General features: G+C 46.1%; 16 protein-coding genes. 15 read left to right on the top strand and 1 reads right to left on the bottom strand.

Translation table 11 applies throughout. The features are described 5' to 3' along the window. A partial coding sequence (locus tag ACJMM4_RS06115) for a hypothetical protein (protein WP_405383609.1) occupies positions 1-732 on the bottom strand: 732 nt, incomplete at its 3' end. A 414-nt stretch (positions 733-1,146) separates the two neighbouring features. Here ACJMM4_RS06115 and ACJMM4_RS06110 point away from each other — a divergent pair. The 15 genes from ACJMM4_RS06110 to recO all read left to right on the top strand — a co-directional run bounded on the left by ACJMM4_RS06110 (position 1,147) and on the right by recO (position 15,022). Continuing rightward, positions 1,147-2,058: a ketopantoate reductase family protein gene (locus tag ACJMM4_RS06110; protein ID WP_405378615.1), complete on the top strand. Its 912-nt coding sequence runs from the start codon at positions 1,147-1,149 to the stop codon at positions 2,056-2,058. 161 nt (positions 2,059-2,219) lie between these two features. Beyond that, positions 2,220-3,407 carry a dicarboxylate/amino acid:cation symporter gene (locus ACJMM4_RS06105; RefSeq protein WP_405378617.1) on the top strand — a complete coding sequence of 396 codons (1,188 nt, stop codon included), beginning with the start codon at positions 2,220-2,222 and terminating at the stop codon, positions 3,405-3,407. Positions 3,408-3,759: 352 nt separating this feature from the next. Next, positions 3,760-4,446, top strand: a complete 687-nt coding sequence (locus ACJMM4_RS06100; RefSeq protein ID WP_405378619.1) for a winged helix-turn-helix domain-containing protein — start codon at positions 3,760-3,762, stop codon at positions 4,444-4,446. Then, on the top strand, positions 4,443-6,128 hold the full coding sequence (locus ACJMM4_RS06095) for an ATP-binding protein (RefSeq protein WP_405378621.1): 1,686 nt from the start codon (positions 4,443-4,445) through the stop codon (positions 6,126-6,128). Before ACJMM4_RS06100 ends, ACJMM4_RS06095 begins: the two co-directional genes overlap by 4 nt. Positions 6,129-6,200: 72 nt before the next feature. Further along, complete coding sequence (locus ACJMM4_RS06090; protein ID WP_405378623.1) at positions 6,201-6,470, top strand: ACT domain-containing protein; 270 nt, start codon at positions 6,201-6,203, stop codon at positions 6,468-6,470. A gap of 9 nt (positions 6,471-6,479) precedes the next feature. Beyond that, positions 6,480-7,841, top strand: a complete 1,362-nt coding sequence (locus ACJMM4_RS06085) for a PFL family protein (RefSeq protein ID WP_405383607.1) — start codon at positions 6,480-6,482, stop codon at positions 7,839-7,841. Continuing rightward, positions 7,841-8,473 carry an endonuclease III gene (nth, locus tag ACJMM4_RS06080; protein ID WP_405378627.1) on the top strand — a complete coding sequence of 211 codons (633 nt, stop codon included), beginning with the start codon at positions 7,841-7,843 and terminating at the stop codon, positions 8,471-8,473. The genes ACJMM4_RS06085 and nth overlap by 1 nt, the downstream gene beginning before the upstream one ends. A 278-nt stretch (positions 8,474-8,751) precedes the next feature. Continuing rightward, positions 8,752-9,471 (top strand): alpha/beta hydrolase family protein, encoded by a 720-nt coding sequence (locus ACJMM4_RS06075; protein ID WP_405383605.1) that lies wholly within the window; start codon positions 8,752-8,754, stop codon positions 9,469-9,471. Between the two features lie 116 nt (positions 9,472-9,587). Continuing rightward, complete coding sequence (locus ACJMM4_RS06070; protein ID WP_405378641.1) at positions 9,588-10,103, top strand: peptidylprolyl isomerase; 516 nt, start codon at positions 9,588-9,590, stop codon at positions 10,101-10,103. 47 nt (positions 10,104-10,150) lie between these two features. After that, positions 10,151-11,098, top strand: coding sequence for a PhoH family protein (locus tag ACJMM4_RS06065; protein WP_405383612.1), 948 nt, complete (start codon positions 10,151-10,153; stop codon positions 11,096-11,098). Next, on the top strand, positions 11,095-11,601 hold the full coding sequence (gene ybeY, locus ACJMM4_RS06060; RefSeq protein ID WP_405378631.1) for an rRNA maturation RNase YbeY: 507 nt from the start codon (positions 11,095-11,097) through the stop codon (positions 11,599-11,601). Before ACJMM4_RS06065 ends, ybeY begins: the two co-directional genes overlap by 4 nt. Before the next feature lie 21 nt (positions 11,602-11,622). After that, a complete protein-coding gene (locus ACJMM4_RS06055) occupies positions 11,623-12,030 on the top strand; it encodes a cytidine deaminase (RefSeq protein ID WP_405383603.1) in 408 nt (135 codons plus the stop codon). A 14-nt stretch (positions 12,031-12,044) separates the two neighbouring features. Then, positions 12,045-12,944, top strand: a complete 900-nt coding sequence (era, locus tag ACJMM4_RS06050; protein ID WP_405378635.1) for a GTPase Era — start codon at positions 12,045-12,047, stop codon at positions 12,942-12,944. Positions 12,945-13,011: 67 nt separating this feature from the next. Then, positions 13,012-14,271, top strand: a complete 1,260-nt coding sequence (locus ACJMM4_RS06045; protein WP_405383601.1) for a hemolysin family protein — start codon at positions 13,012-13,014, stop codon at positions 14,269-14,271. After that, a complete protein-coding gene (recO, locus tag ACJMM4_RS06040; protein WP_405383600.1) occupies positions 14,264-15,022 on the top strand; it encodes a DNA repair protein RecO in 759 nt (252 codons plus the stop codon). The genes ACJMM4_RS06045 and recO overlap by 8 nt, the downstream gene beginning before the upstream one ends. Positions 15,023-15,171 lie beyond the last annotated feature (149 nt).

Genomic DNA, 15,171 nt, shown 5'->3' with positions numbered 1-15,171 from the left:
ATGAGCCTCGCCTTCTAAGAAGCCTTTGCGTTCAGCCATTTCTATAATTCCAGCCATAGTCTCATCCTCCTTCTTGATGTCGTCGTAAGTAGTAACATTAGCAGAACTGCTAGCGTTCACAACTGATTTAAAATTGTTTTTATCGCGCTGGGTAACTAATTGATTAGCTATTTTTAAAAGCTGCCTTACATCTTCTTTATCTACATTTTTGGTTAAGACTCGTAGGGGACTGTGGTTAAATTTTTCAAGTTCTTTAGTAACTATCATCTGCATAGGGAATGGATAGTTTCCTCTAATGTAGTAGATACCGGGATAAGTTGAACTAATGGAGGCTCCGTAAGAAATTAGTGTTTTAAAAAGTAGTTTAGGGTGAGTTTCTTGTATCAGAGAGACGGTGATTTGTGACGCAGGGCGTGCATCTACTTCTTTGCCAAGACTTTTGTAGAGACAGGCATAAGCAATAGCTTTGTAAAAATCGTCTATACTGATATAGTCCCCAGGCCCTTTATATTCGCAAATGTTATCTTTACGGAAGAGCTTGCCAATATCGTTTTGTAGCACCCTATTATCTGTTTTCTTGATAATAAACAAGTCGACGTTTAGAGGCTTTTTGCTCAGCGGAAGTTCTGGGATAAACTCCAAAATGTCTGCATCCTCACGAAACTCCAATTCCGTTGCACTGCAGAACGGTGGATGCCACTGAATTTTTTCTTCAACGTGTTGCTTTGCCAAATAGCATCAATCCTTTCTTTGGAAATTTCGGATGATACCATTGACAATATACAGTTATGCGTAGGCAGTGCAATAGTACCATCCGTTAGAGATGAGTAAATATTACAGTGGCGCTTGGGACAAAGCTTTAATCACCGCAATTTTGCGGATGAACCACCCAACTACTGCTAGTGATATTTGGCAGCGCTGGCTCCTACATATTAGATTTTTAGAGCAGGCAGTAAACGCAAATGGGAATAAATACTACTGCTGCTTTTCACCTATATTATAACATATATGGGAAATAGGCAAAAGAATTTTATAGGTGTAATTAATTTTGTTTCTAGTTCTAGAATAATTCTCAACCTTTTTTCTATTTGCCCAGCGTTAGTGAATAGTTTATAATAAAGAAAAAGCTGAGGAAGGTGATAACCTATGGAAATAAAGAAGATTGCTATTGTAGGCATGGGCGCTTTGGGCTTGATGTACGGCGAAATGATTACTAAAGCCTGTGGTAATGATACTGTGGTTTACGTTATGGATGCGGAACGCTATAACAGGCATCAAAACGATGTCTATATCATCAATGGCGTGGAGCAGCACTTCCACCTGCAAAGTGCGGAAGAAGCACAGCCCGTAGATTTGGTAATTGTGGCTACTAAGTTCAGCGGGTTGGAGGCCGCTTTGCAAGAGATGCGTGGATTAGTTGGTTCGCAAACCATTATTTTTTCCGTGCTTAATGGCATTAGCAGCGAAGAATTTATTAAAGAGCGCTTTGGTGATGACAACTTACTGTATTGCGTAGCTTTAGGCATGGATGCGGTACGCGAGGGAACGACCTTGACCTACGAGCATACAGGAATGCTGAAAATCGGTTGCGTGGAGGAAAAACAACGTCCGGCATTGGACGCGGTAACTGCCTTTTTGGATAAAGCAGGGATTATCTATACTGTAGAGGCAGATATTTTACACGCTTTGTGGGCAAAGCTGCTGTTAAATGTGGGCATCAACCAAACCTGCATGGTTTACGCTACAGGCTACGGCGGAGCTTTTGATAATGATAAAGCCCGTGAGGATATGTTTGATGCCATGCATGAAGTAATTGCTGTTGCCCAAAAAGAGGGCGTAAATTTGACAGAGGCTGATTTTGAAAGCGCTGTAAAGGTTCTTCGCGGTCTAGCTTACGACGGCTTGCCTTCCATGCGCCAAGATGCCTTGGCAAAGCGTCCTTCCGAAGTAGAGCTATTTGCCGGAACCATCATCCGCTTGGGTGCTAAACATGGGGTGGATGTGCCTGTGAACCAGCGTTACTATGAATGTATCAAAGCTATGGAAGCAGCCTATTGAGTTGAATTTCTCTAAAGTTAACAACTTTTTGTAAAGAAGTTACTCCTTTAGGGAAAATTTGTAGCTTTCGCTTGCTAAAATAAATAGTATACGCTATTATAATAATATAGTATTAGGCATATTTTGGGAGTATGCTTAAAAGAAACGAGGGAGAGTTATTTATGAGTATTTTAAGTAGTTTGCCTATGCGTCTGCTCTTGGGCGTAATTTTGGGCATTGGTGTGGGCCTCAACGTAGGCGAAAGCGTGATGCAGGTTGTTTTGACTGCCAAAAGCTTAATGGGCAGCCTGATTATGTTCTGCGTGCCTTTGATTATTATTGGCTTTATCGCTCCGTCTATTACCCGTTTGGGCAAGCACGCCAGCGTTATGCTGCGTGTAGCAGTAATTTTGGCTTATCTGTCTTCCATTGGTGCAGCATTCTTCTCCACCTTTGCCGGTTATGCCATTATTCCTTCTCTGAACATCGTTCCCGCGGTAGATGGCTTGAAAGCACTGCCGAAACTGCTCTTTAATTTAAATATTGCGCCGATTATGAGCGTAATGAGCGCTTTGGTCTTCTCCGTGCTGATTGGGTTGGCTGCAGCTTGGACTAAGTCCGAGACCATTACCAAATGCTTGGAAGAATTCCAAAAGATGGTTTTGTCCATTGTTACTAAAATTATTATTACCATTCTGCCTTTGTTCATTGCCTGCACTTTCTGCGGTTTGGCGTACGAAGGCTCCATTACTAAACAATTCCCCGTATTCCTGATGGTAATTGCTATTGTTATGGTTGGCCATTACATTTGGCTGGCGCTGCTGTATTCTTTGGCAGGTGCTTATGCCGGTGCAAATCCCATGGAAGTGTTGAAACATTATGGTCCTGCATATCTGACTGCAGTTGGTACCATGAGCTCTGCTGCTACCTTGGCTGTAGCGTTGAATGGTGCTTTGAAGTCTAAGGTGCTGCGTAAAGACTTGGTAAACTTTGGTGTGCCTCTGTTCGCTAACATTCATCTGTGCGGCAGCGTACTGACGGAAGTGTTCTTCGTTATGGTAGTTTCCCAAGTTTTGTACGGCACTCTGCCAACCATGGGCAATATGGTACTGTTCTGCCTGCTCTTGGGCGTGTTCGCCATTGGTGCTCCCGGTGTTCCCGGTGGTACGGTAATGGCATCTTTGGGCTTGATTACCAGCGTACTTGGCTTTGATGCTACCGGTACTGCTTTGATGCTGACTATCTTCGCACTGCAAGACAGCTTTGGTACTGCTTGCAATGTTACCGGCGACGGTGCCTTGACTTTGATGCTGACCGGTTACGCTAAGAAGAACGGTGTTGAGGAAGTAGAAGAAGTTTCTGTGCTGTAAAGCATTGCTTAATTTAATATTGCTAAAGCTGTGACGTATGCGTCATGCTATCATATCCCCGCTCACGTGCGATTTCTTAACGCTCGCTTCGTGCAGTATCACAACGAAGATTCGCGGCCAATCTTGTTCGTAGTAGAATTTTCTGTTTGGTTCGCTTCACTTCTGTGATACTAAGCACTCGTGAGCTAAAATCGTAATGATTCGCTTGGGGATATGATAGCATTGATAGTGTCACAGCTTTATTTTTTTACGTAAATTTTACTGCAAAGACAGGAAAAATATTGTAAGATAGCTAATAGAGAACAATATTTAACGTGGTGTTCGTTGTTTGTGAAATAAGCGAGGTAGAAAAATGATTTATTGTGTAGAGGATGAGCAGAATATTTGTGAGTTAGAGGTATATACGTTGCAGTCCGTAGGTATGGAGGCAAAGGGTTGTGGCAGTGGCAAGGAGCTTTTTGCAGAGTTGGAGAAAGAGCTGCCCCAGTTGATTGTGCTGGATATTATGCTGCCTGATGAGGATGGTATCAGCGTTCTGCGCCGTCTGCGTGCAGATAAGCGTTATGCCAATATTCCTGTGATTATGGCTACTGCTAAAGGCACGGAATTTGACAAGGTCAAGGGCTTGGACAGTGGTGCTGATGACTACATCGCTAAACCTTTTGGTATGCTGGAAATGGTGGCAAGGATTAAGGCTGTGCTGCGCCGCTGCGCTACTAGCGGCAATGCTTCCGTGGATAACGAAGTAATCAAGGTAGAAAATTTAGAAGTAAATCCTTTGGAGCACAAGGTCAGTGTGGATGGCGAGGAAGTAGTGCTGACTTTTAAGGAATATGAGTTGCTGAAAAAGTTCCTGCTGCATCCGGGAATTGTTTTTTCCCGTGACAAGCTGCTTAACGATATTTGGGGCTATGAGTTCACCGGTGAAACCCGTACGGTGGATGTGCATATCCGTACTCTGCGCCAAAAGCTGGGCACAGCAGGTGATCTGATTGAGACTATCAGAGGCGTGGGCTACAGAATGGCTGCTGTAAAATGAAACAGAAATTGTTCCGCAGTCTGCTGCTGTTGACAGTTACCAGCGTTGCTTTAGTAGTGGGGATGTTCGCTTGGTTGGCGTATCACTACATTACTACGGATAGCTATAACAGTCTGCAGCGGGAGGCAAATTTACTCCTAGAGTCCGACGAAGACGGACGGGTTACAGTGAAGCAGTTGCGACGGGTGCAGCTGACGGACCGTGTTACCATGCTTGACCCTACGGGCAAGGTGCTCTTTGATAACTACATGAACGCCAAAGAAATGGAAAACCACATGGAACGTCCGGAGATTAAGCAGGCTATGGAGCATGGGGAAGGCTATGCTTCCCGTCCTTCCCAGACTTTGGGCAAAAATATTATTTACTACGCTTTGGAACTGCCCGATGGCAATATCTTGCGCTTGGCGCGTACTAACGAAGTGGTGTTCCAACAGGCTAATCTGCTTTTAGGCTACTTCTTTTTCATCTTAGTTTTGATTCTCGGTGGTGCGTTTATAGCAGCCCGCAGCATTACCCGCAGGGTGCTGGAGCCGTTGGAAAAACTGGATTTGGAAAATCCTGTGCCCCAAAAGAGCGTCTATCCTGAATTGGAGCCTATTGTAGAGCGTTTTGCTACCCAACAGGATAAGCTGAACAAGGAAATGCGCCGCTACAAGAATAAAAAGCAGGAACTGAAGGCTGTTACCAATAATATGAACGAGGGCATGCTGTTTTTAGATACTGCTTGGAATGTACAGTCCATTAACAAAAGCGCGATTAAGTTCTATGGTAAGGACAAGCAGGAGCTTTTGGGTAAAAATATTCTGGACTTGGAAGCAGGCGAGGACTTGCGTCCTTTATTGCAGGATATGGAAGTATTGGATAAAGGTTATCTTGTTATCAACAAAGGCTCCACTTACTTCCAGTTTAATGCCAGCCGTATTGCGGATAAAGGCTTTGTACTGCTGATTATGGACGTAACGGAGCGTACTGCTTCCGAAAAACTGCGCCGGGAGTTTTCTGCCAATGTTTCTCACGAACTCAAGACACCGCTGCAGTCCGTACTGGGCTATTCGGAAATTATGCTGAGCGGTTTAGTGCGACCGGAGGACACCAAGCGCTTCTTACAGAAAATTTATGATGAAGCACAAAATCTGCTGCGGCTTATTGATGACGTTATTAAACTGTCTAAATTGGACGAACTGAACCATGACATGATGGAGGAGTTCTCTTTGACCAAGGTGGCAGAAAGTGCCATGCGCCGTTTGCAGGACAAGGCCGGCAAAGCTAAGGTGCTGCTGCAGTTGGAGGATACCCTGCAACCGGAGTCCCACGTACTGGGCATTGCTTCGCTCATGGAAGAAGTGTTCTTCAATCTTTTGGATAATGGCATCAAGTACAATCACGCAGGCGGCAGTGTCACTTTGCGCTTGAGCGAAACGGAGAGCAAGCTGTGCGTGAATGTGGTGGATACAGGTATGGGCATTCCTACGGAAGAACTGCCCCATATTTTTGAGCGTTTCTACCGTGTGGACCGCAGTCGTCATAAGGCCATTGATGGTACGGGCTTGGGCTTGTCCATTGTTAAGCACGGTGTACTCTTCCACCATGGCAGCATCCGCGTGGTGAGCACCATGGGCAAGGGTACGGAGTTCATTATCAAGTTCCCCAAAAACGCTGTATGTATACAAGACAGAAAGTAAAAATTGTGATAAAATGAAAGCACTACGTAGGTAGTGCTTTTATTTTTTGTAAAGTAAGGGGGTTTAAATACGATGCAAGTCGTTTTAACAATTGTAGGTAAGGATAAGGTGGGTATTACTGCTAAGGTGGCCAACGCGTTGGCAGATATGAATATCAATATCATCAATATCAACCAAAATATTATGCAAGGTTTCTTTAATATGGTTCTGATTGCAGATATGGCAGGTGCTAACGTATCTTTAGCTGCTGCCCGTGACAGAATGACTGCACTGGGCGAGGAAATTGGTGTAGAAATCCGTTTGCAAAGCGAGGAAATTTTTACCGCTATGCATCGTATATAGGAGGGCGCCATGCTGTTCAATACTCAGGATATAATGGAAACAACGCGCATGATCACCCAGAACAAGCTGGATGTGCGTACAATCACTATGGGTATCAGCCTACGTGATTGCTGCCACCCCGACATTAAGGTAACTGCGCAAAAAATTTACGATAAAATTTGTACTAAAGCCGAGCATCTAGTAAAAACCGGTGAAGATATCGAAGTTGAACTGGGCGTGCCCATTATCAACAAGCGTATCAGCGTTACCCCCATTTCTATGGTGGGTGAAAGCTGTGATGCGAACGACTATGTACCTTTGGCACAAGCTTTGGATAAAGCAGGTAAGCAAGTAGGCGTTAACTTTATTGGCGGTTTTTCCGCTCTTGTGGACAAGGGTTATACTAAGGGCGACCGCAATTTGATCGCTTCTATTCCGGAAGCCTTGGCTGTGACGGATATTGTTTGTTCTTCCGTCAGCGTAGGCTCCACTAAATGCGGCATTAATATGGACGCTGTCCGCCAAATGGGTCAAATAGTCAAGGCTACTGCTGATCGTACTGCTGATCGTGATGCTCTTGGCTGCGCTAAATTAGTAGTGTTCTGCAACGCTGTGCCTGATAACCCCTTTATGGCAGGTGCTTTTTTGGGCGTTACGGAACCGGAAACCGTTATTAATGTAGGCGTCAGCGGCCCCGGTGTTGTTAAGTACGCATTGGAGCAGGTTAAAGACGGCGACATTGGTATGGTTGCGGAGACCATTAAAAAGACCGCTTTCAAGATTACCCGTGTAGGTCAATTGGTTGCTCAAGAGGCTGCCCGTCGCTTGAATACACAATTTGGTATTATCGACTTGTCTTTGGCGCCTACGCCTGCTATTGGTGACTCCGTTGCCCACATTTTGGAAGAAATCGGCCTGGAAAGCTGCGGCGGTCCCGGCACTACTGCTGCCTTGGCGATGCTCAATGATGCTGTAAAAAAAGGCGGCTTGATGGCATCCAGCTATGTTGGCGGTTTAAGCGGTGCCTTTATCCCCGTCAGCGAGGACGCAGGCATGATTGCTGCTGTAGAACGTGGCTCTCTCACTTTGGAAAAATTAGAAGCTATGACCTGCGTTTGCTCCGTAGGTTTGGACATGATTGCTATTCCCGGTGATACCACTGCCGATACTATTTCTGCTATTATTGCGGACGAGGCTGCTATTGGCATGATTAATAACAAAACCACTGCTGTACGTTTGATCCCTGTTCCCGGCAAGGGCGTAGGCGAAAACGTAGAGTTTGGCGGTCTTTTGGGCTATGCACCTATTATTGCTGTGAATAAATTCAGCGCCGAGAAATTTATTTCCCGCGGTGGTCGTATTCCTGCGCCTGTAAGGAGTCTGACCAATTGATGCGCAAAGCAAAAAGGGAAGCAATTCTCAATATTTTAGAGGCAACCTATAAGGATACTAAAACAGCGTTGAATTATAATTCTCCCTTTGAATTATTGGTGGCAGTAATCCTTTCTGCACAATGTACTGATGAACGGGTAAATGTAATTACTTCCCGTATTTTTCCACGTTTAAATACGCCGGAAAAAATGGGGGCGCTGACTCAGGAGCAGATGGAGGCGGAAATCCGTGACTGCGGTTTGTACCACGCTAAAGCGAAGAATTTGCTGGGCGCTTGCCACATGTTGGTGGAAAAGTTTAACAGCACTATTCCCAGCGATATTAAAACCTTGATGGAACTGCCTGGCGTAGGGCAGAAGACGGCCAATGTGGTGGCAAGCATTATCTACAATGTGCCTGCCATTGCGGTGGATACTCATGTGTTCCGTGTGTCCCATCGTCTTGGGCTCGCTAAGGGTGCGGATCCTTTGGCTACGGAAAAGGAACTGCAGAAGATTATTCCTATGGAAAAGTGGAGCGCTGCCCACCACTGGTTTATTTGGCATGGACGCAAAATCTGCAAGGCGCGCAAGCCTTTGTGTGCAGAATGTGTGCTGCTGGCGGAGTGCCCGTTTAAAGAAAAGAATTTGTAAATATATAGAGGTTGGATTTATGTAGCCATTGTTACCACCTTCCGACTCACGTGCGATTTCTTAACGCTCATTTCGTGCAGAATCACAACGAAGATTCGCGGCCAATCTTGTTCGCAAAACAAGATTCTCTAGGGTACGCTTCACTTCGGTGATTCTAAGCACTTATGAGCTAAAATCGCAATGATTCGTCTAGGAAGGTGGTAGCAATGGCTTGTTTTGTTCCAGCTTCTTTTTATTATGTGATATAATTTAGTTAGAAGTACAGAGGAGGTGCGGGTATGGATGATTTTGTTGTGCAGGGTCCTTTGGGGCCTATTGAGTGTGTAGTAGAGAAAAATCGCAGTGATAATAAAAATGTTCTTGTTATGGCCCATGGCTTTCGTGGTAGCCGCGAAGGCGGCGGCAGAGCGCCATTGGTGGCTAAGCAGTGCGCTGCTTGCTGTAGTGTAGTCCGCTTTAATTTTACAGGGACGCGTGTTTTATCGCTGCAGGTGGCAGAGCTGCAGGCGGTGATTAGCCAGGTACGCCGTCTTGTACCAGGTTGCACTGTTTTCCTCATGGGGCGTAGTTTGGGCGGTGCGGCATCCATCGTTACTGCAGGCTTGGATAAGGAAATTGCTAAACTGGTGCTGTGGGCTGCGCCTAACGATTTGCGTTTTACTTTTCGCTATGTTATGGGCGAGGCTGATTACGCACGTCTTGATCAAGGCGAAACACTGCATTTTACGGATGAACGCGGCGAGTGTGTGCTGACTCCAGATTTTCTTACAGATTTTGACAAGTACGATTTAAGCTCTATCCTGCAAGGGTGGGACGAACGACCGGTGCTATTGCTTCACTGCGAAGGTGATTCCGTAGTATTGGTGCAGCAGGCTAAGCGTAATGCAGAAATTTTAGGTAAGGCAGGGGAGTTGCACCTGTTCCCCAATGGCGACCATAGCTTTACGGACTACAGTGAGAAAGCTGGAGCCATCATTGCAGACTGGCTGACACGCTGAAAAATTATTGAATTCACTACTGCTAGAAGGTATAATATAAATTGAAGTAGTTTATGCTTTTGGAGGTTTCAAATATGAGAAAAATTCTTTTAATATGTATGCTCCTATTGTGTGTTATGGGGCTGACTGCCTGCGGTCAAGAAAAGGAGCAGCCTGTTAAGGCAGAGCCTGCTACCGCAGTCTTTGTTACCAGCATGGGCGATTTTGAGATTAAATTGGCAACGGATTATGCACCGAAAACCAGCGCCAATTTCATTAAGCTGGCTAAGTCCGGCTTCTATGATGGGCTGACCTTCCACCGTGTAATTGATAATTTTATGATTCAAGGCGGTTGCCCCAAAGGCGACGGTACAGGCGGTCCCGGTTACAAAATTCCTGATGAATTCAGTAGCAAGCTGCTGCACAGCGGTCCCGGCATCCTGTCCATGGCGAATGCAGGGCCCAACACCGGTGGCAGCCAGTTCTTCATCACCCTGCGTGAATGTAGCTGGCTTGATGGCAAGCACGCTGTTTTTGGCAAAGTAACCAAGGGTATGGATGTAGTTTATAAAATTGGCAAGGTACAAACCGGTCCTATGGATAGACCTGTTGTGCCCGTAGTAATTAAAAAGGTAACTATTGAAAACAGATAATACGTACAGGAGGTTCTTTTTTGGCTACGAACATTGAATTGCAGACGATGGACCAACAGGAAATGGTGGGGATTTGCGGTAGGAATGACGAGTTTTTGCGCATTGTGCGGGACTCCTTCTCCTGCAGGCTGGTAGCACGTGGCAATACCATTACCATCAATGGTGAGGAAGCAGAGGCTTTGCAATTGCAACAGCTTTTAGAGGAGCTGCTTTTCCTCTACCGTCAAGGACTGCCATTGACTTCCCATGATGTACGCTACAGCATCTTCATGGTGAAAGAAGGTCGCTTGGACAGTCTGCACCGTATGTATGCAGATACTATTATTGTGAATAACCGTGGGCGTCAGGTGAAGGCAAAAACCTTGGGACAGTGGCATTATGTTGACACTATCCGCAAAAGCTACATCACACTTGGTATTGGGCCAGCAGGCACGGGCAAAACCTATTTGGCGGTGGCACTGGCTGTTGCTGCTCTGAAGAAGAAGGAAGTGGAGCGTATCATCCTCACCCGTCCTGCAGTAGAAGCAGGCGAAAAGCTTGGTTTCCTGCCCGGTGATATGCAGGACAAGGTTGATCCTTATCTGCGTCCCCTATATGATGGTTTGTACGATATGTTAGGCTCTGAAACCTTCCAAAAATATCTTACGAAAGGTACTATTGAAGTAGCGCCTTTGGCATATATGCGCGGCCGCACCTTAAACGATGCTTTTATTATTTTGGACGAAGCCCAGAACACTACACCGGAGCAGATGAAGATGTTCTTGACACGTTTTGGCTTTGGCAGCAAAATGGTCATTACCGGCGATATTACCCAAATCGATTTGCCCGGTGGCAAAAACAGTGGTCTAAAGGATGCAGCGAAAATCCTTGGCAATGTACCTGGCATTGGCGTGATTAAATTTAATGATCATGATGTAGTACGTCATGAAATCGTAGGCAGCATTATTAAAGCTTATGATGCATTTGAGAAACGGAAAGAGCAGAAGGAAAAATGATTATTAATTTAGAAAATGATCAAGAAAAAATCGACTTGGCGGAACAAGTGTTGGCACGACTGCAGGAAGGCTTGGAGGCAGTAGCGCGTCTGAACGGACTGGAAGAGGATGCAGAGGTGGATGTTACCATTGTGGATGACGAAGAAATTCACGCTCTCAACCGCGACTACCGCGGAATGGATAAGCCTACGGATGTGTTGAGCTTTGCTTTGGACGAAGAAGGCGACGATGACGATGAACCGGAGTTGATTGGCGGACCGGAAGAACATCTTTATGGCGATATTATAATCTCAGCAGAAACTGCGTTGCGTCAGGCGGAGGAATATGGTCACGGACTGGAGCGGGAAATGACTTATTTGGCAGTGCACGGTATGTTCCACCTGCTTGGCTACGACCACATGACGGAAGCAGAAAAGGCAGAAATGCGCGCTAAGGAAGAAGAAGCGTTGCGCGCTATCAATCTTTCGGAAGAATATTTTGACCACCCTGTAGGTGAGCATTAATTGCTAATGGAGGTGCCGCAAATGCAGGATTTACGTATAGAAGCTGCTTCTTTGGCAGTACAGGAGCTGTACCATGCTGCAGTAGCAGCCAGAGAAAATTCCTATTCCCCCTATTCTCATTTTGCTGTGGGAGCAGCAGTGCGCACGGCTGTAGGCAAAATCTATGGAGGCTGCAATATTGAAAACGCTTCATATGGACTGTGCTGCTGCGGTGAGCGGAACGCTATTTTTGCTGCCGTAGGTGCAGGTGAACGCCAGCTTACGGCGTTGTGCGTAGTGGCAGACACCTCCGCACCTGTTTCTCCCTGCGGTGCCTGCCGACAGGTGATGAGCGAATTTAACATTAACGAGATAATTTTAGGTAACCTAAAAGGTGATTTAAAAATCTGCACTTTGGCTGATTTGCTGCCCTATGGTTTTGCTTTGTAAATAAAGGAGATACGATGATTCAAGAAACTAAACATCATGCAGGCTTTGTGGCTATGGTGGGTCGTCCCAACGTGGGCAAATCCACCTTGACCAACAGCCTTATTGGCGAAAAAATTGCGATTATGTCCGACCGTCCCCAAACTACCCGAAATAAAATTATGTGTATTATGAACACCGATAATGCGCAGATTATGTTTTTGGATACGCCCGGTATTCATAAACCCCAGCATAAATTGGGGGAATACATGGTGCGTACTGCAGAAAGCACCTTGCAGGAAGTGGACGTAGTCCTCTTTATTGTGGACGTTAACGAAAAACGTGGTGCCGGAGAAGATTATATTTTGGAACTGCTGAAAAAAGTGAAGACACCGGTGATTCTTGTGGCAAATAAAATTGATAAGCTGCAGGATAAGTCCAAGCTGTTCAAAATTATTGAAGGCTACACTAAGCTGTACAATTTTGCCGCAGTAGTCCCCGTTTCTGCCTTGCAGGATAAAGAGTTCCCCGGTCTGGTAGACGAAATTACCAAGCATTTGCCGGAAGGTCCTGCTTATTTCCCTGATGATATGATTACGGACCAACCGGAGCGCGTAATTGCGGCGGAAATGATTCGCGAGAAGGTGCTGCGCCTGACCCGTGATGAAGTACCTCACTCTATTGCTGTAGAGGTAGAAGAATTTAAAGAACGTGATGAAGAAAATATCTATATCCGTGCTACCATCTTTGTGGAGCGCGAGTCCCAAAAAGGCATCGTCATCGGTGCTAAGGGCAGTCTGCTGAAAAAGATTGGCCAACAGGCGCGTGCTGATTTAGAAAAGCTGTTGTACTGCAAGGTCTATCTGGATTTGTGGGTCAAGGTCAAACCTGACTGGCGCAATCAGGATAAATCTTTGAAGCAGTTTGGTTATAAATAAGGAGTGATGACTTATCGACGGCGATCCTGCTATTAGCAGTATACTACAATTTGTTTTAATATTGCTGATGGTATTCTTAAATGGTTTCTTTGTAGTTGCAGAATATGGTTTGTTGCGCGCACGTAAGAGCAAACTGGAGGAACTGGCTACCAATGGTTCCGGCAGTGCTTCCCTAGTTTTGCGTGCCCTAACGAAGCAGGATACGTATTTAAGCGCCATTCAACTGGGCGTTACTGCTTCCACGGTACTCTTGGGCATTTTGGGTGGGCGTTTCTTCGCTCTTTTGCTCCACGATGCTGCAGAAATGGACATGGTGCTGGCTTGGGCTTGCAGCATTCTTTTGGTAGTGCTGCTTCATGTGGTGATTGGCGAATTGGTGCCTCGCGCTATGGCGGCAAGCAATGTGGAAAAGGCTGCTATGAATACCCTTTACCCTGTTATCTTCTTCCATTATCTGCTCTATCCGTTAAACTGGGTGTCCAGCAGAGCTTCCCAAGCGGTACAAAAACTATTGCATATTGCCAAGCCTGCAGAAGATATGGCGCGCAGCGAAGATGAGCTGCGCCGTATTGTCAGCGCCAGTGAGCAGGAAGGACAGATTGACCATATTGAAAGCAGTATGATTGATAATGTTTTTGATTTTGCCGATAGAGTGGCGCGTGAAGTAATGGTGCCCAGGCAGGATATGGTGTGCCTGTATGTGGAAGATACGGTGGCAGAAAACCTGGAAAAAGTACGCCACAGCCGTCATACGCGCTATCCTCTTTGCGAAGAAGATAAGGACCACGTTCTTGGTACTATCCATGTCCGCGATTTGGTGGGCATTGATCCTGCTTCTGCAGATTTGCGCAAGCTGATGCATCCCATTGTGGTTATTCCTGAGGCTATGCCGATTTCTAAAGCGCTGCCCTTGCTGCAGCAACGACATGAGCAGATGGTACTGGTGGCGGATGAGTACGGCGGCACGGCAGGCTTGATCACCATGGAAGATTTGGTAGAAGAAATTGTGGGCGAAATCCAAGACGAACATGAGGCTCAAGAGCCGGAAGATGTGGTGGCGCTGCCTAATGGCGTTTACGAATTTGACGGCATGGTGCTCTTAGATGATATTGCGGAAATTTTAGGCGTGAAGTTTGATGATCCGAAAGAAGATACCATTGGTGGCTACGTCTTCGGACTTTTAGGACGCAGGCCGGAAGTGGGTGATTCTATTACCCTTGGCACTTACAGCTTTAAAGTATTGCAGACGGAAGGCTTCCGCGTTTTGCGCTTGCAGGCGGTGCCTTTGCCTAAAAACGCTGCCGTGAAGGTGGAAGAAGATGAGTGAAAATCGCAGAGAGTGCCTGCAGGACGAAGCCTTGGTGCTTCATGTAAAAAATTGGCAGACCGCAGATAAGTATGCGGTCTGCTTTACTAAGAATAACGGTAAACTGCGCTTTATTGCCTACGGTGCCCGTTATGTAAAGAATGTGCAGGGGAGGCTGTTGCAACCTTTTGCCTGTTTGAACATCGAGGTGCAGCAGGGGCAGAAGATTGACAAGCTGCGCAGTTGCGAGCTGGTGTGGATGCCTCAAGGCATGGATGTACGCCAAATGGCCTACGGAGCGGTGATGGCGGAGCTGGTGGCAGTGCTGACGGAGGATAGGGAGCCGCAGCCTGAGTTGTACGATTTGCTGGTCGCTTCCTTGGCAACTTTGGTAAAGCGCAATCCCCGCTTGGTAACATTGTCCTTTGCTATTAAGCTTTTGGGCTTGGCAGGTTTTGCTCCCAATTTTGACCATTGTACCTGCTGTGGGGAAGCAGTAACAGGTACAGCTCAAGGGTGGTTCAGTCCTGCCCAGGGCGGGTACGTGTGCGACAAATGCCGCACGATAGCAGAGGAGCCTTTGCAAAGCTGTTCTTCCGGAGCATTGGCATTGTGGCAGTGGCTAGCTACTCTTGATTATGATAATCCTGCTCCCTTTGCTGTCCGTGGGGGCGAGCTGATGGAGGTGGAGCATATGCTATACACCTTTATCTTCTTCCAAACGGATAAACAGCTGAACAGCCTAAATTTTTTAAATCAATTGGGACTGTAAAAGTTGATAGAAGACTGTGCGGATAAAGTATAAATGACTATGCGTCAATTTGTGTAGTCAGTGTAGCTTTAAGAGGATGGCGGAAGTCATCCTCGTTTTATATGCTTCAAAAGTATAGGAATCATTTGAATTTCATAAAGCTGTTATTG

The sequence above is a fragment of the Phascolarctobacterium sp. genome, from assembly GCF_045124115.1.
Taxonomy (GTDB): Bacteria; Bacillota; Negativicutes; order Acidaminococcales; family Acidaminococcaceae; genus Phascolarctobacterium_A.
The sequence above is the reverse complement of the archived record's forward strand: the minus strand, read 5'-3'. Positions and strand labels throughout refer to the sequence as shown.